Genomic DNA, 16266 nt, shown 5'->3' with positions numbered 1-16266 from the left:
GACCGCCATGACCGCAAGACGCGATATCGAAGCCATCACCCAGCGCATCCGTGAGCGCTCCAAGCCCGGTCGCGAGGCCTATCTCGGCCGCATCGCCGAAGCCTCGAACCGCACCGCCAACCGGGCCGTGCTGTCCTGCGGCAACCTGGCCCATGGCTTTGCCGTCTGCAGCCCTTCCGAAAAGGTGGCGCTTGGCGGCGACCGGGTGCCGAATCTCGGCATTATCACCTCCTATAACGACATGCTGTCGGCGCATCAGCCTTTCGAGACGTTTCCGAGGCTGATCAAGGATGCGGCGCGCGAGGCCGGCGGCATCGCCCAGGTGGCCGGCGGCGTGCCGGCGATGTGCGACGGCGTCACCCAGGGCCAGCCCGGAATGGAGCTGTCGCTGTTCTCGCGCGACGTGATCGCCATGGCCGCGGCAATCGGCCTGTCGCACAACATGTTCGATGCCGCCGTCTATCTCGGCGTCTGCGACAAGATCGTGCCGGGACTGGTGATCGCGGCGCTGACCTTCGGCCATCTGCCGGCGGTCTTCATCCCGGCCGGGCCGATGACGACCGGCATTCCGAACGACGAAAAAGCCAAGATCCGCCAGCTCTATGCCGAGGGCAAGGCGGGACGGGCCGAACTGCTCGAAGCGGAATCAAAATCCTATCACGGGCCGGGAACCTGCACTTTCTACGGTACCGCCAATTCCAACCAGATGCTGATGGAGATCATGGGCCTGCACACGCCTGGCGCTTCCTTCGTCAATCCCGGCACGCCGTTGCGCGACGCACTGACCAGGGAGGCGACGAAGCGGGCGCTGGCGATCACCGCGCTCGGCAACGCCTACACGCCGGTCGGGCGGATGATCGACGAGCGCTCGATCGTCAACGGTATCGTCGGCCTGCACGCCACCGGCGGTTCGACCAACCACACCATCCACCTGATCGCCATGGCAGCGGCGGGCGGCATCGCCATTACCTGGCAGGATATTTCCGACATCTCGGAAGCCGTGCCGCTGCTGGCGCGAGTCTATCCGAACGGCCTTGCCGATGTGAACCACTTCCACGCCGCCGGCGGGCTCGGCTTCCTGATCCGCGAACTGCTCGACGCAGGCATCCTGCACGAGGATGTGCAGACGGTGTGGGGCGAAGGGCTGCGCCCCTACGCGGTCGAGGCCAGGCTCGGCGCCGACGGCGGCGTCGTGCGCGAGGCTTCGCCGCGCGAGAGCGGGGACGAGAAGGTGCTGGCACCGTTCAAGAAGGCGTTCCAGCCGAGCGGCGGTCTGAAAGTGCTTTCGGGCAATCTCGGCCACGCCGTCATCAAGACATCGGCGGTCAAGCCGGAGCGGCGCGTCATCGAGGCGCCGGCCAAAGTGTTCGACAGCCAGCAAGGCCTGAACGAGGCGTTCAAGGCGGGGGCGCTGACCGGCGACTTCATCGCCGTCATTCGGTTCCAGGGACCGAAGGCCAACGGCATGCCGGAATTGCACAGGCTGACCACCGTGCTTGGCATCCTGCAGGACCGCGGCCAGCATGTGGCGTTGGTTACCGACGGCCGCATGTCGGGCGCTTCAGGCAAGGTGCCGGCGGCGATCCACGTAACGCCGGAGGCGGCGGAGGACGGGCCTATCGCCAGGATCCATGACGGCGATATCATCAGGCTCGACGCCGAGGCCGGGACGCTGGAGGTACTGGTGCCAGCCGGCGATTTCGCCCTGCGCCGGCCCGCGGACAGCGACCTCATAGGCAATGAATTCGGCTTCGGCCGCGAGCTTTTCGCCGGGTTCCGGCAGTTGGTGGGACGCGCCGACCATGGCGCCAGCGCCTTCGGTACGGCGTGATTTTTTCGGCAATAAGGAAGAGCGGCTAATGGCTGCTCTCCACTGGATCTATTGAACCGTCAGTTCGGCTCGCGCGCCGGCCCTGACCGTTACCGTGCCTTCCTTCGAGCTGTTGTCCGATTTCTCCGAAACCACCGCGTAGTCACCGGCCGACAGGGTGGCTTCATACTTCTGATCATAGGCGTAGCCGACCGACTTGCGGGTTCCGTCGATGGCCTTCCTGGCCTCGAATATCTCGATCTTCGAGGCTCCTGGCGCGGTTATCGTCAGCATGCCGGCGTTCATCGCGATCTTCAGATCCTGATGGTCGCCAACCTTGACGCTGAACGGCTGCTCGGCCACCGCAAGGTCGACCGTCGCGACCATTACATAATCGTCGGGCGGCAGATCGAACTTGCTGTCCGGACCGTAGGCATAAGTCACCTCCTGCCTGGTTCCGTCGACGTTCTTTTTCGCCTGGAGCACTTTGAAGCCGATGCCCGGACCCTCGGCCTTGTCGCCGCCGGCAGCATAATAGGCGTTGGCGACGACACGCCCGACGCCGACGATGATGTCCTTGTCGATGACCCTGCCGGCGGCAAGCGGGATCGTCTCGATAACCATGCCCTGGCGATCGTGACCGTCACCTTCTGGTCACCGGCCGGCAGCACGACTTTCGTGTCACCGTAATAGGTTGGCGGGGTGTCGACGCCGGGATAGCCGATTACGACAGCCGCGCCGTCATCAACGTCCGCTCCTTCGCTCGGCCTGGGGTGGATGACCAGCGTGCCGGCATTCAAGTTGAAGTGCGGTTTGGCGACCTGGCCAGGCTCTATTGTGATCTTCTGTTCGGCCCTGGCCTCGTCGGCACGCGCGACGACGATATAGTCGCCCGGCTCCAGGTTGCCTTTGTAGGTGCCATATTCGGTGGTGACGGGATCGCCGCGCGTGCCGTCGGAATTCGCCTTGTAGATCTCCCAGGCATTGCCGTCGGTGACGGGATCGCCACCCTCGGCAAGCACGACGGTGGGCACGAAATTGGACTCCGCCGGCTGAGCGGGCGCCGGCTGGGGAGCAGGCTGCGGGGCGGGAGTCGGTTCAGGGGCGGGTGGCGGAGGCGCGACGGTCTCGACGAGGGCGTCCTGCAATGCCTTTTCATCCGACGCTTCGATATATTTGCCGCCGGTATTGTCGGCGAGGCAACCGATCTGCTTGCCTTCGGCCGCCGTCAGGCCGAAGCCGACGACATTGACGGTGAAGTCGACGCCAGCAGCCTCCAGTTCCTTGCCGAGCGCACAGGGATCGCCGTTGCATGTCTCGATGCCATCGGTGATGAGCACGACCGTCGCCTTGTCCTCGGTGTATTTCAATGCTTCCGCCGCTTGCTTGACCGCGGCGGTCAACGGCGTCTTGCCCTGAAATTTCAAGCTGTCGGCCGCGGCTGAGATCGCACTTGCCGAGCCTGCCTGCGGTGGCACGATGAGTTCGATGTCGTCGCAACTGGCCTTCTCGCGATGGCCATAGGCCATGAAGCCTATTTCCTCCTCGGCCGGGACCGATTGCAGCACGTTCCGCAGCGATTGACGGGCGATTTCGAGCTTGGGCTTGCCGTCGATCTGCGCCCACATCGAGCCGGAGGCATCGAGAATGACGATGACGCGATCGGCGGCGAAGCCGAACCCTGTCGTCCACAGCAACAGGGCCGCCGCAGCGACGCTCTGCACAAATCCCGTCATCAAAAATCCCCCCGTCAGTCGCCGCCGCTCGGCGCCGGAAAGCTATTTGACGCTGCGTCGCGACACAAGCCCGGGTGGAGTACGAAGCTGCGCCACCTCTGTGCAACCCTCAATAGGTCGTGCGGCGTTCCTCGGAAGGCGGCCGGCCGAATTGGAGCCGATAGCTCTGGGCAAAATAGGAATGCGAGGTGAAGCCGGTGGCGATCGCCACGTCGAGGATCGGCATGTTGGTCTGGCGCAGCAATTCGCGCGCCCGCTCGAGTCTAAGCCGCATATAATAGCGCCCGGGCGTCACGCTGAGATGGCGCAGGAACAGGCGCTCGACCTGGCGCACCGACAGGCCCGCCGACTTGGCGAGCTGCACCGCCGACAGCGGCTCGTCGAGATGGTCGGCCATCAGCTCGACGATGCGGCGCAGCTTCTCCGACTTGCCGGTCAGGTCGCGTTCCGGGCCGACGCGCTGGCGGTCCCCGGCCGAGCGGATGCGCTCATGCTGGAACTGGTTGGCGACGCCATTGGCGAGGCTCGAGCCGAAATCACCGCGCACGATCTCCAGCATCAGGTCGATCGATGTGGTGCCGCCGGCGCAGGTGTAGCGCTTTCGGTCGATCTCGAAGACGTTGCCGGTGCAGTTGATGTCCGGAAAGCGTTCGAGGAAGCCGGCGCGGTTTTCCCAATGAATGGTGCAGCGATAGCCATCGAGCTGGCCTGCTTCGGCAAGCAGGTAAGAGCCAACCGAAAGCGCGCCGAGCGCATTGCCGCGCCGGCCCCAGCTGCGCAGCGCCGCCAGCACCTTGCTCTTGCCGGGAAATTCCGTCGTCAGCCCGACCGAGACGAACAGGATATCGACCGCCGGCAGATCGGCAACGGCGTAGTCGATCTTGAGCGGCAGGCCGTTGGACGCCATGACGGCGTCGCCGTCGGCCGACACCGTAGTCCAGCCATAGAAATCGCGGCCGAGCAGCCGGTTCGCCGACCGGAACGTGTCGATTGCCGCGGCCAGCGAGAACATGGAGAACTTGTCGACCAACAGAAACCCGAACTGCCGCCCGCCCTGAACGGGATCATTGGTGACCGGCCGTTCTAAGGGAACAGTGAGGTTCGGCAAGGACGCTGCTTTCTGGTCAGAAGGAAGGCCGTTTCAATCCGGCTGCGAGATAGGCGGAAGCTAGCGTGTTGGCCATCAGCATGGCAATGGTCATCGGTCCGACGCCGCCAGGCACCGGCGTGATGGCGCCGGCCGCTTTCGCTGCTTCGGCAAAGGCGACGTCGCCGACGAGGCGCGTCTTGCCTTCGCCCTTTTCAGATGCGACGACGCGGTTGATGCCGACATCGATGACGGTGGCGCCAGGCTTGACCCAGTCGCCGCGGACCATTTCAGACCGGCCGACGGCGGCGACCAGAATATCGGCGGTGCGGGCAAGCGCCGGCAGGTCCCTGGTCCGGCTGTGTGCGATGGTGACGGTGCAGTTGGCGGCAAGCAGAAGATTGGCCATCGGTTTGCCGACGATGTTCGAACGCCCGACGACGACCGCATTGAGACCGGACAGGTCCTTGCCGCGCACCCGTTCGATCAGCAGCATCGAGCCGGCCGGCGTGCAAGGCACGAAGGCGGTCTCGAGCTCGCCGGTGCCGAGCTTGCCGACATTGATGAAGTGGAAGCCGTCGACATCCTTCTCAGGCGCGATGGTCTGGATGATCTTGCCGGAATCGATATGGCCGGGAAGCGGAAGCTGCACGAGGATGCCGTTGATGGCCGGATCGGCGTTGAGCTGGCCGATGATCTTCAACAGGTCCGGCTCGGAGGTTTCGGCCGGCAGCGTGTGCTGAACCGAATGGAAGCCGCATTCCTTGGCGGTGCGGGATTTGGAGGCGACATAGACCTGGCTCGCCGGATCCTCGCCGACGATGACCACGGCGAGACCGGGCTGCCGTCCGCCCTTTTCCGCCAGTTCGGCGGTCAGGGCCTTGACCCGCCGCACCACGTCTTCGGCGACGCTTTTTCCGTCAATCAACTCAGCCATGAACCACCCTCGACGCCTATCGCGTAAGCCTGCCGCGTTAAAACATCCATGCGGCGCGCTCCAGATATCTTTTATGCAGGCCGTTGCCCAGAACCATGTGCTGCGGGCGGACATGCAGCGCGGCATTTTCACGAAAATCGAGCCGGGCAATCCCGTCAATGCGCCGTCCCATGCCGTTAACTCGAAACCGGCATGTTTTATTCGACGCTCAGAAATAGCGGCGATGCGTGCGGTTTTCGGTGAGCTCGCGAACCGCCTCGCGGAATTCGCGCAGGCTGGCGCGGATTTCCTCGATCTGGCTTTGCTGATCGGCGGCTTCCGAGGCCTGATTTGCCTTCCTCGACCGGGCCTGAGTATAGGTCGGATGCAGCGGCGCGGGTTGCTGCGGATAAGGTGCCTGTCCGGCATAGAGCGGCTGTGGAGGGAAGGCGGGCGGCATGGCTGCACCGGAATTTGTGGCGGCAGAAGTCTCGCCGGACGCCACCTCCTCCGGCGCGCTGCCGGGCATGAGCCTGCGCAGCGCCGACAACACGGCACCGATCGGCCCTGGGCGCGCGACCTCGACCGGCGAAGCGGGAGGCGGCGCTGCCCGGTATGCTGCGTGATCGGCGGAACCGGCATCGGGGCCGCCAAGGGGGCCAGCGGGGTCGAAAAACCCATCGGCCGCTGCAGCCTCTTCCATCAGTATGGTGCCGGCCTTTGGCTCATCAGGATCGGGCTGGCTTATGCCGGCGGCTGCCAACAGGATCGGACTGGCACACGCTTCGCGGCGCGAGCGGGCAAGACGATGGCGTGTGGCGGCATCCTCGCGCCATGACGGGCCTGCGCGGTCCTCTAGCGAAACCAGCGATGCTTCGTCCTCGCCGCGCACCGCCTCGACGAGCGACAGCAAGGACTGCTGGTTCCTCCAGTGTTCACGATTTTTCCTATAAGCCATGGTTTCTGGAGCCTTCCCCTCGGGCTGGGGCGTAGCGACCGCCACTGCTTAAGCGATGCTAAACAGGCATAGGAAATAAAAGGTTAATTTGGTCGCCGCGCGACTGCGCGACTACATGCGCATCCCAACCGCAAGGTCGGGGTTTCCGCCCGATCACGGTCCCAACAGGGCTTCCCCGCCCTGCCGCGAACGTCTATGGGGAAGCCATCTCTATGGGAGGCTTTCGATGACGATCAGGCTTGTTCTCGCCGGTTGCGGCAATATGGGCTACGCCATGCTCTCGGGCTGGCTGAAAGCCGGCGAGCTCGCTCCGACTGCGGTGTTCGTGGTCGAGCCCAATGCCGACTTGCGCAAGCGAGCCGAAGCACTGGGCTGCGGTGTTGGCGCCGATGCCGGCGCCATCCCGGCTGACGCCGTGCCGGCTCTCGTCGTCATTGCGGTGAAGCCGCAGGTGATCCGCGACGTGACGGCTGGTTACATCCGCTTCAACGATGGCCGGACCACCTTCCTCAGCATCGCCGCCGGGACACCGGTCGCCACGTTTGAAGGTATTCTCGGCGACCGCGCGCCGATCGTGCGCTGCATGCCCAACACGCCGGCGGCGATCGGCAAGGGCATGATGGTGGTGTTTTCCAACAGGCTGGTTTCCGACGAAACCAAACGCTTCGTCGCCGACCTGCTTTCGGCAAGCGGGCAAGTGGCCGATATCGACGACGAGGCCCTGATGGATGCGGTGACGGCAGTCTCCGGGTCGGGGCCGGCCTATATCTTCCATTTCATCGAAGGGCTGACCGTGGCCGCCGAGAAAGCCGGCCTGCCGACCGGGACTGCCAAGCTCTTGGCCATGCAGACGGTCTACGGCGCCGCATCGCTGGCCGCCGAAAGCGGCGAGGAGCCGGGCGTGCTCAGGCAGCAGGTGACCAGCCCCACCGGCACCACGGCTGCGGCCCTTGCAGTACTGATGGGCGAGGACCGGCTGACGCGCCTGCTCACCGAGGCGGTGGAAGCGGCGCGGCTGCGGTCGATAGAGCTGGGGAAGTAGGGCTTCTGGGGGAGCCGGTCGGCGGTGATGGTCGACCGTTCCTGTCGGCAATAGCTACCGGTAGAAAAGCCGTTACGCGGCGTTCCTTCGCCCCCTCCACTGTCCTGCCGACATCAAAATCGCGATAGCCTAGAATGTCGACAGATATCAGCGATGTCCCCACAAGTCGTCGATCTCGTCCTTGTTCACGCGCCGCCCGTCTTTGCCGGCTTTGGCTTTGAGATCATCGGCAATGGACGCGAGCCGCTCTGCCAGAGAAGGGCGTCCATTTTCCCGCTTCAACTCGGATTCACGGACCTCAGCCATCACCAAGATTCCCATACAGCATCTCGTCCTGCAGCCGGCGCAAGGCGAACAGCCCGGTCGTCGGGTCGGGCGCGGCATTGTCGGCGGTGAGCAATTCGCCTTTCCTCACCGGTTTCAGCACCTTGCCGCCTTCGAGCAGACCGACCGGCACGGCGCGATGGGCGCGGGCCTGTTCGACGGTCATGGTCCAGGAGCGGTAGCAGGTCTCGCCGATCGCATCGAAAACCTCGCCTGCCGCCAGATCCCGCTTGGCCACCGCGCAGACCTCGGCCACCGGCCGCGGCAGCGGCACCATGTCGGGCTTGCCGTAAAGCGCGATGCGAGCGGCCGTCAGCGGCACTTCCAGCGAGGTCAGATGGTAGGGCCTGAAGAAGCTGTAATAGGGACCGTGGCCGATATGCAGATCGTCCATGCGCTCGATGATGCGCGGATGCGTCGCCTCGACGATGACGAAGACACCGGGCGCCACGCCCTTGCCGACGGTGTAGTCGACGACGCCCTTCTTCGACAGAATGCCGCCCTGCTCGCGCGGGATCAGCACCTTGACCAGCTCGTCGCGATCGGCCTTGGGGCCGTGCATGCCGGGAACGTCGGGCACCAGCCCGGTGGCGTTGGCAATGGCGCACATCTCGACCATGGTTTTCGAGCCGTCGACGAACTCGACCAGCATGCGCGGATTCATGTTGCGGCGCAGCGCCTCCTCGCGGTAGTCGTCGGGAACGGCGTCGTGGTTGAGAGGGTTGTTTTTGCCCTTGCCGGCGGAGACGATGGTGTAGCCGAGCGCCGAGGCGAACTCGATCAGCTCCATGCAGCTCGACGGCTCGTCGCCGGCGCCGACCGAATAGACGACGCCGAGCCGGTCGGCCTGCTGCTTCAGATAGCAGCCGATGGTAACGTCGGCCTCGACATTCATCATCACTAGGTGCTTGCCGTGCTGCATCGCCATCAGGTCGAAATCGGCGGCGACCCCGGGCTTGCCGGTGGCATCGATGACGACATCGATAAGCGGATTGGTGACCAGCATTTCGTTCGAGGTGACGGCAATCTTGCCGCTTTCGATCGCCTGGCTGACCTTCGAAGCGCTGTCCGCTTCGGCTGCCATCGCCTGGTCGCCATAAGCAATGCGGATGGCGTCACGCGCCGTATGCGGGCGGCGCGTCGAGATCGCGCAAACCGAAATGCCCGGCATCAGCATGCCTTGAGTCACCAGGTCGGTGCCCATCTCGCCCGAACCGATAACGCCGATGCGCACCGGGCGGCCTTCCGCGGCGCGCTTGGCAAGATCGCGGGCAAGCCCGGTCAAGGCGACATTGGTCATACTGGAACGTCCACTGCTTTAAGTCTTTGTTTTTATGCATGTCGTTGTCCCAAAACCGCGGCACACTTTTGGGCGACATGCATTATGAAGCGGGAATAGCAGGGAACGGCAACCCATTGCCAATCGAAACCGGCCGCGGCCACCTTTTCCTGTGCGCTATTGCAATTCGGCCAGCAAGGCTTTTGCCTCGGCAAGGTTCTTGGCGGAGCCGGCGGCAAGGTCGTCCATCTTGCGCTCACTGAAGATGACGAGCGCATGCTCGCAGGCGCCTATCGCTTCCTCGACCATTGCCCTCTGCTTGCGGGCAGCACCCAGATCGGTAAGCACATCGCACAGGCTGTCCTCGGTGAAGGCGACGCCCGGCACCGAACCGATCTTCTTCTGCACAGCGATCGCCTCGCGCAGGATCGGCACTGCCTCCTCGAATTTGGCGACGTTGTCTTCGGCGCGGCCGGCGAGCGTCAGCTGATAGCCGATCTCGTTTTGCAGGCTCGCCCAGCGGTCGGGGTCGCGGTCGCGGCCGACCTCGTCTGCGAGCGCCCGGTTGACGGCGACCGCTTCGGCGAACAAAGCCGGCGAAGGCTCTTTCGCGCCGATCATGCCAAGCACATTGGCCAGGCTTGCCTGCGTGCTGGCCCAGGGTTCGGGGGCGCGGTCGCGCGTGCGCACGCTCTGGATCGAGCGATAGATGCCGGCCGAGCGCTTCAGCAGGGCGACGTCGTCGCGCCAGTAGCCCAGCGTCGACAGCGCGCTGGCCAGGTTTGCCTGGTTGCGCAGCCATTCGTCGGCATCCCTGTCGCGGCTCATCACCGTCAGTGCCGCCTCATAGGCCTGGACAGACTTGGCCATGGCGTCCGGATCGGAGCTGGCGTTTGCCTGCATCATGCGGGCATTGCCGAGGTCGCCTTCGACCGAGGCCCAGAGCGAGCGGTCGGGCAACGTGGCATAGACGGCCAGTGCCTTTTCATGCGCGGCCGCCGCCTTCTGGTAGAGCGATGGGTCATTGGCGCTGCCGGCAAGGTAGTAATAGGCAGTGCCTAGTTCGTTCTGCAGCTGGGCGTGATCTTCCGGCACCGTGGCGAGGTCGTAGAAGGGCAGCGCCGCTTCTAGCGCCGTCGCCGACTGGCGGAACGCTTCGCCGTCCTGCGTGCGGTCGCCCAACACCAGGAGCACGTGGCCCAGGCCCCATTGCGTTGCCGCCCAGGCCTCAGGATCGCTGTCACGGCTCTGCACTTCGAGCGCCGCACGATAGGCCGCCGCCGAGCGCTGGAGCGCCTCGTCCGGACCGCCATTGGCCTTGCCGAGCATGGAAAGTGCTGCACCCAGCCGGAACTGCGTCTTCGCCCAGTCCTTCGGGGCGCTGTCCTTGCTTCGCACGGTGAGCGCTGCACCATAGGCGGCGACCGCTTGTTCCAGCACCGCTTTGTCGTTGGCGCGGTCGCCCCAGGTCGACAAAGCGTTGCCGAGACTGTGCTCGATCGAAGCAAACTCGATTGGAGCAGCGGCGGCGGTATAGATCTGCGAGGCCTCGCGATAGGCGGACGCCGACTCCCGGAGATAGTCGATGCCGGTGTCTCGATCGCCAAGCGTCGCATAGACCGAGCCTAGATTCTGCTTCAACGAAGCCCAGTCGAGCGGCAGCTTTTCGCGCGGATATTCAGAAAGTGCGGCCTCATAGGCAGCGATCGCCTCGAGCAGCGCGTCGTTGCCTTCCTGCCTGGCTCCAAGGCGCTGCAAGGCATTGCCAAGCGTCAACTGGCCGTTCGCCCAGCTCGCCGGCGCATGCTCGCGCGTCCAGACCGTCAGTGCGGCCTCTGCGGCCTCCCGAGCATGCTGAAGCGTGGCGATGTCGCCATTGATCTGGCCGATCGATTCCAGCGCCGAGCTCAAATTATTCTGGATCGTCGCCCATTGCGCCGGGGCGCGCTCGCGCGTCATCTCCTCGGTCGCAGCCTGATACGCGGCCACTGCCTGCTCAAGCGTCGGCACGTCTTTTTCACGCTCGCCAAGGCGAAACAAGGCCGCGCCGAGATTGACCTGGCTCAACGCCCAGTCGAGCGGGACGCGCTCTCTGCGGTATTCGGTCAGCGCGGCGCGATGCGCTTCGATCGAAGCGCGGAAACTGTCGATCGTGGCCTGGCGCTCGCCGATCTCGGACAGCACGATGCCGAGATTATTCTCAGTCGCCGCCCATTCGAGCGGCATTTTTTTCGCCGCTTGCACCGCGAGCGCCGCGCGGAAGGAGGCGACGGCCTTGTCGAGCAGTGCGATACCATTCTCGCGCTGGCCGAGCCGCCAATAGACGGTGCCGAGATTGCCAAGCGTCGAGGCCCAGTCGTCCGGATCGGCGTCGCGTGTGTAGACGGTCAGCGCCTGGTCGAAGGCGGCAGCCGCCTTGTCGAGGTTTTCGCGACCGGCCTCGCGTTCGCCCAGCGTCGACAGTGTGGTGGCGAGATTGTTTTGCGTGGCAGCCCATTGCCGCGGGCTGTTTTCGCGCGACACATAGGTCAGCGCCTTTTCATAGGCAGCGACCGCCTGCACCAGAAAGGCATTGTCGCCAGAGAAAGAACCATGCGCGGAGAGCGCCTGGGCCTCGGCTGCCTTGTAGAACCAGGCTTCATGGTCGTCCCATTTCTCGACCTGCTCATAGGCCTTGGCATAGTCCTGTGCTGCCGCCTGATAACGGAAGGAAATTTCGTAGGTTTTGGCGCTGTCGCCGAAAACCTCGGCAAACTCGAACCGACGCGCCTTGAGGTCGGCTTCGGCCTGGTCGACGGTCTTCGACAGTTCGCCAACGCGGGCCTTGGCCTGTTCATGGATTTTCTGCGCTGCTTCGAGTGCGCCTTCTTGCACCGCCTGCTCGGCCAGTCTTGAAAGCCGCACGATTTCCGGATCCTGGCTCTTCAGCGTCGCCTGCTCGGCTAGTACCTGTTTCAGCCGCTCGGTCTGGCCGCGCAGCAATTTATCGAGCTCGGCCGCATCCCTGGGTTTCTCGGTGCCCAGCGTCTTCAGCATGGCGTAGAGCGCATCCATCGGTACGCCGCCGTCGCGGGCGATCGTCTCGATCTGGCGGCGTTGCGGGTCGGGCAGCGTCGAGATCGTCACCAGCAGCCGGCGACGCTCGCTGAGTATCTCGCCCTCTTCGCCTTTCGGCACCTCGGCGGGCGTACCGAAATAGAGCAGCCGGCGCAGGCTCTCATTGACCCACGGCCGCTGCCGGCCGCCGGTCTTGAGATAGACCTCCTCGCCGATCATGCGCAGCACGGTGCCGAATTCCTCGCCGCCCATCATGTCGATGTGACGTAATATGGCTGCCGCATAGGGGCTGTTGCCGTCTGCGGGACCGTCGAGCGCCACCTTGCCGGGCTCGGCGGCAAAGCCGATGACCTGGCCCAGGCTGTCATCCGCCGCACCCTTGGCCGGCGCTCTGCCGTTCAGCGCCACGACGCTGCGGGTTTCGCCAAGGCCGCCGGCGCCGATCGGCTTGCCCGCTTCGCCCGGCGTCAGTTTGAGCAGCGTGCCCGGTGGAAACGGATCGTTGCGGCAGGCATCGAGCAGCACGATGGTGACCGGCACCTTGGCCTTCAGCTCGGCCACGATCGATGACAGCGGCACCAGCTTCTCGCCGGCATCGTCGAGCGCTGTAATGTCGGTATCGACCGGCACCAGGAAATTCTCGCCGCCGGCTTCGATGCCGTGGCCGGAATAGTAGATAATGGCGACGTCGGCACCCTCGGCATCGTCGACGAAGCCTTCGAGGTCGCGTCGCAATTTGCGCGCGTCGCGATTGGTCGCGACATCGGTTTCGAAGCCGAGCCTGTCGAACATATCCTCGATGGCGCGGGCGTCGTTTTCCGGATTGGGCAGCTTGCCGACATGCTCATAATCGGACTGCCCGATGACGAGCGCGACGCCCTTAAGCGCCTTCGGCTCTTCAGCCCGCGCAGGAACCAGCGCGCACAAAAGTGCAAGCAGCGCGGCAAACGCCACGCCTATGCGCCCTGTTGCCCCTGAAAACAGCATCGTCGTCCCACCCCAAACCCAGCGCGCCATCTTCCGCAACGGCATGGCATCATGATGGCCGGCGCGTGGCAAGTGTTCGGGCAAGAGGTGTTCTTGTCGTGGGGAAGGGAGGCAGGAATGTCATGCTGCTCCGCGCCCCCTCCTGTCCCGCCGGCCTCTCGCCCCTCGCCCAGCGCTGCGCGGCCGCTACTTGTTTGTTGACAGGCATGCGAGGCCTACATGTGGAATTTGGCAGCAGAGGGCTGGAGGCTCCTCAAGCAGAGCGTCACCGGCTTCATCGACGACAATGCGCTGAGCCATGGGGCGGCGATAGCGTTTTATGCCACGACCTCGCTTGCGCCGATCCTGCTCATCGTTGTCGCAATTGCCGGCATGGCCTTCGGGCACGAGGCGGCGCAACTCGCCCTTTCGGCACAGATCGCTGGCCTGATGGGGCCGCAAAGTGCCGAGCTGCTGCAGGCGACGATCGAGAACGCCTCGCAGAAGGAAGCGGGAACCCTTGCCAGCATTCTGGGGCTGGTCACGCTGTTCGTCGCCGCATCCGGCGTGTTCGGCGAAATGCAGCTGGCGCTGAACGAAATCTGGAAAGTCAAACCGAGCGGGGCAACGATTTCACGAATGGTGCGGGCACGCATTGCAAGCCTGGGCCTGGTCGCCGCGCTTGGTTTCCTGCTGCTGGTGTCGCTGGTCGTAAGCGCTGCAATTTCGGCGCTCGGAGAGGTCATCAACGCCGACCTGCCGTTCGGCACCATCATCCTGAGCGCCATCAACGGGATCGTCTCGTTTGCCCTGATCACACTGCTGTTTGCCGCAATCTACAAGGTGCTGCCGGACCGCAGCCTGCAATGGCGCGATGTCGGCATCGGCGCCGCGGTCACCGGGTTTCTGTTCACCATCGGCAAGTCGCTGATTGGCTGGTATATCGGAACCAGCGCCATCTCATCATCATACGGCGCGGCCGGCGCCCTGCTCGTCGTGCTGTTATGGGTCTATTATTCAGCGGAGATATTTCTGCTGGGCGCCGAATTCACGCGAGCCTATTCGGTTCGACATGGCAGCCGGTCCGATTTGAAGAACAAGGTGGAATTGCATGGCAAATGAGTTCACGCCGAAATTCGACCTAGCCGACGAGGTGGTGGTGGTCACCGGCGCCTCGCGCGGCATCGGCCGCGCCAGGACAACCGCACTGGGTCAAACCTAGTGTCCGGCTTCCTCATTCATTGCCGGCAAGCCAACGGACCATATTCGCCATCAGTCTTCCGTAGAACGGCCACGCGAGGAAATCCTGCGAGAGCCAATGCGGGCCGATATCGGTTGCCCAGGCAATCGTGCGGCCGCGGCCATGGCTATCGACGGCAAGGAGCGGCCAGTCGGTGCCGCGATGGTGGCAGGTCGCCAGAAGCCGGGACGAACCGTCGCGCCTGAATTCCAGCTTGTTCATGCCGAGAATCGGCGGCAAAGGCCCCTCCACCCCGGAAAAAATCGGATGTGACGACTGCAGGATGGAGGCCTGCAGGCCTTGCGGCACCTCCATGCCGTCGCAGTAGGGTAGGCAACGGACCGGCAGAACGTCCTCGACCGGGGTGTCGTGGAAACGCGCCGTCCCGAACATGCCCTGAAAGCCCATGTAACCGCCGGCCAGCATCAGCCCGCCGCCACCTTCGACATAGGCCTTGAGCACATCGAGGCGGTTGACGCCGACACGCCCGGTGCGGGCATCCGGCGTCACCAGCAATGTCAGGGCGCCGACATCGGAGATCACCACCGCCTGATATTGGGCGAGCCCATCGAGGTCATAGGGAAACTCCGCGCTGCAACGCTCGCCGCCGATCTGCGTGACCGCGATGCCTTCAGTGGTCAGCGCGGCATTGAAGGCCGTCGCGCCATTTGTCGAGGTCGCACTTGTAAGCACGTCGCTGCCGATGGCAACCGAGGTCGTCGCTGCAAAGGTTTCGCCTGCAAGCAATATCTTCATTGCCGCCCCGCACTGTTTCATTCGAGAGGTTTTTAGGAAGGGCGCCGGATGGACCGGCGCCCCCTAGAACTCAAGCCCTACAGGATCAGAATTTGAATTCGGCCAGATTTTCGGGAGTTACGATCTTGGCCGGACCAAGGATCAGTTCGCCGCCGGCGCCAATCGTGTATTCGCCGAGCCTGCCTGCCGTGAACTTCTCACCCTCCTTGCCGGTGATCTTGCATTGCGCAAACGCCTGGGCCGTCTGATAGGTAAGATAGCCAAGATCGGTGACGTTCCACCAGATATCCTGAGCCGCTTCGTCCTTGATGTATTTCGAGATCAGAGTGGCCGGCGCGAGGCCGGTCAGCTTGACCTTGCCGATCATGCCCGCTTCCTCGAGTGCACGCGCGGCCGCCGGAAGGCCGATGCCTGCCGGGACGATGATCACCTTGAGATCGGGAAACGCCTGCACCAGCGCCAATGCCTGCTGCTGGTTGATCTGTTCGCTTTCTTCGCCATAGGCCACCTGCACCAGCTTCATTTTGGAGAACTTCGGCTCGGCCGCCATTTTCGCCTTCATGAAGTCGATCCAGGCATTCTGGTTGGTCGCCGTCGGCGTCGACGACAGGATCGCGAATTCGCCTTCACCGCCGCTGAGGGCGAATGCACTTTCGAGCATCATCTCGGCGAGGCTGTCGCCCTTCACCTGATTGACGAACACCGCACGCGCATCGGCGGCCACATCGGAGTCATACGAAATCACCCTGACGCCCTGCTGAACGGCGCGCTTCAGCGCAGGCGCGACGGCGTTGGCGTCGTTGCCGGCAATTGCGATGACTCCGACCTTCTGCGAGACAAGGCTGTTGATGAATTCGATCTGCGCCTCGGCGGTCGCCTGCGATGGGGCGACCTGGGTAGCGGTGCCGCCAATTTCCTTGGCTGCCTCTTGTGCGCCTCCAAAGGCCACTTTGAAGTAGGGATCCGTGTCGAGCTTGGGCAGGAAACCGACCGTTACGGGTTCCTTGGCGCACTCCTGGCTGAAGGCCAGCGAGCTTTGCGCAAGCAGAACCGCGGATGCGAGCAGGGCTAATCTAAACGCTTTCATTGTGACTC

12 protein-coding genes and 1 pseudogene are annotated in these 16266 nt (G+C 64.0%); 3 read left to right on the top strand and 10 right to left on the bottom strand.

Features of this window, described 5'->3' with window-relative positions:
• Positions 1-7 precede the first annotated feature (7 nt).
• A complete protein-coding gene (edd, locus tag NKI39_RS02495; RefSeq protein ID WP_352503602.1) occupies positions 8-1831 on the top strand; it encodes a phosphogluconate dehydratase in 1824 nt (607 codons plus the stop codon).
• A 48-nt stretch (positions 1832-1879) separates the two neighbouring features.
• On the opposite strand, the pseudogene NKI39_RS02490 reads toward edd, so the two are convergent.
• The 5 genes and pseudogenes from NKI39_RS02490 to NKI39_RS02470 all read right to left on the bottom strand — a co-directional run bounded on the left by NKI39_RS02490 (position 1880) and on the right by NKI39_RS02470 (position 6507).
• Positions 1880-3546, bottom strand: a pseudogene (locus NKI39_RS02490) (vWA domain-containing protein).
• A 109-nt stretch (positions 3547-3655) separates the two neighbouring features.
• The gene (locus NKI39_RS02485) at positions 3656-4654 is read right to left on the bottom strand and encodes a GlxA family transcriptional regulator (protein WP_352503600.1); all 999 of its coding nucleotides are present in this window, start codon (positions 4652-4654) and stop codon (positions 3656-3658) included.
• Positions 4655-4670: 16 nt separating this feature from the next.
• Complete coding sequence (folD, locus tag NKI39_RS02480; RefSeq protein WP_352830547.1) at positions 4671-5570, bottom strand: bifunctional methylenetetrahydrofolate dehydrogenase/methenyltetrahydrofolate cyclohydrolase FolD; 900 nt, start codon at positions 5568-5570, stop codon at positions 4671-4673.
• 37 nt (positions 5571-5607) lie between these two features.
• Positions 5608-5742 carry a hypothetical protein gene (locus tag NKI39_RS02475; RefSeq protein ID WP_352472722.1) on the bottom strand — a complete coding sequence of 45 codons (135 nt, stop codon included), beginning with the start codon at positions 5740-5742 and terminating at the stop codon, positions 5608-5610.
• 36 nt (positions 5743-5778) lie between these two features.
• Complete coding sequence (locus NKI39_RS02470) at positions 5779-6507, bottom strand: hypothetical protein (RefSeq protein ID WP_352503599.1); 729 nt, start codon at positions 6505-6507, stop codon at positions 5779-5781.
• Positions 6508-6733: 226 nt separating this feature from the next.
• On the opposite strand from NKI39_RS02470, the gene proC reads away from it, so the two are divergent.
• On the top strand, positions 6734-7549 hold the full coding sequence (gene proC / locus NKI39_RS02465) for a pyrroline-5-carboxylate reductase (protein ID WP_352503598.1): 816 nt from the start codon (positions 6734-6736) through the stop codon (positions 7547-7549).
• A 147-nt stretch (positions 7550-7696) separates the two neighbouring features.
• On the opposite strand, the gene NKI39_RS02460 is transcribed toward proC, so the two are convergent.
• The 3 genes from NKI39_RS02460 to NKI39_RS02450 form a co-directional block, all read right to left on the bottom strand.
• Positions 7697-7855, bottom strand: coding sequence for a hypothetical protein (locus NKI39_RS02460; protein WP_352503597.1), 159 nt, complete (start codon positions 7853-7855; stop codon positions 7697-7699).
• The gene (locus NKI39_RS02455) at positions 7848-9173 is read right to left on the bottom strand and encodes an NAD(P)H-dependent oxidoreductase (protein WP_352503596.1); all 1326 of its coding nucleotides are present in this window, start codon (positions 9171-9173) and stop codon (positions 7848-7850) included. Before NKI39_RS02455 ends, NKI39_RS02460 begins: the two co-directional genes overlap by 8 nt.
• 156 nt (positions 9174-9329) lie before the next feature.
• Positions 9330-13280 carry a caspase family protein gene (locus tag NKI39_RS02450; protein WP_352830542.1) on the bottom strand — a complete coding sequence of 1317 codons (3951 nt, stop codon included), beginning with the start codon at positions 13278-13280 and terminating at the stop codon, positions 9330-9332.
• Positions 13281-13415: 135 nt separating this feature from the next.
• On the opposite strand from NKI39_RS02450, the gene NKI39_RS02445 reads away from it, so the two are divergent.
• Complete coding sequence (locus NKI39_RS02445) at positions 13416-14297, top strand: YihY/virulence factor BrkB family protein (RefSeq protein ID WP_352830539.1); 882 nt, start codon at positions 13416-13418, stop codon at positions 14295-14297.
• A 112-nt stretch (positions 14298-14409) separates the two neighbouring features.
• Here the strand turns inward: NKI39_RS02445 and NKI39_RS02440 are convergent, their stop codons facing one another.
• Positions 14410-15171: a glutamine amidotransferase gene (locus tag NKI39_RS02440; RefSeq protein ID WP_352541745.1), complete on the bottom strand. Its 762-nt coding sequence runs from the start codon at positions 15169-15171 to the stop codon at positions 14410-14412.
• Between the two features lie 85 nt (positions 15172-15256).
• Positions 15257-16258: a rhamnose ABC transporter substrate-binding protein gene (locus NKI39_RS02435; RefSeq protein ID WP_352686514.1), complete on the bottom strand. Its 1002-nt coding sequence runs from the start codon at positions 16256-16258 to the stop codon at positions 15257-15259.
• Positions 16259-16266: the final 8 nt, after the last annotated feature.

Origin of the sequence: Mesorhizobium sp. M0664 (genome assembly GCF_040320565.1) — a bacterium.
Taxonomy (GTDB): domain Bacteria; phylum Pseudomonadota; class Alphaproteobacteria; order Rhizobiales; family Rhizobiaceae; genus Mesorhizobium.
This window is presented reverse-complemented; position numbering and strand designations above follow the sequence as displayed.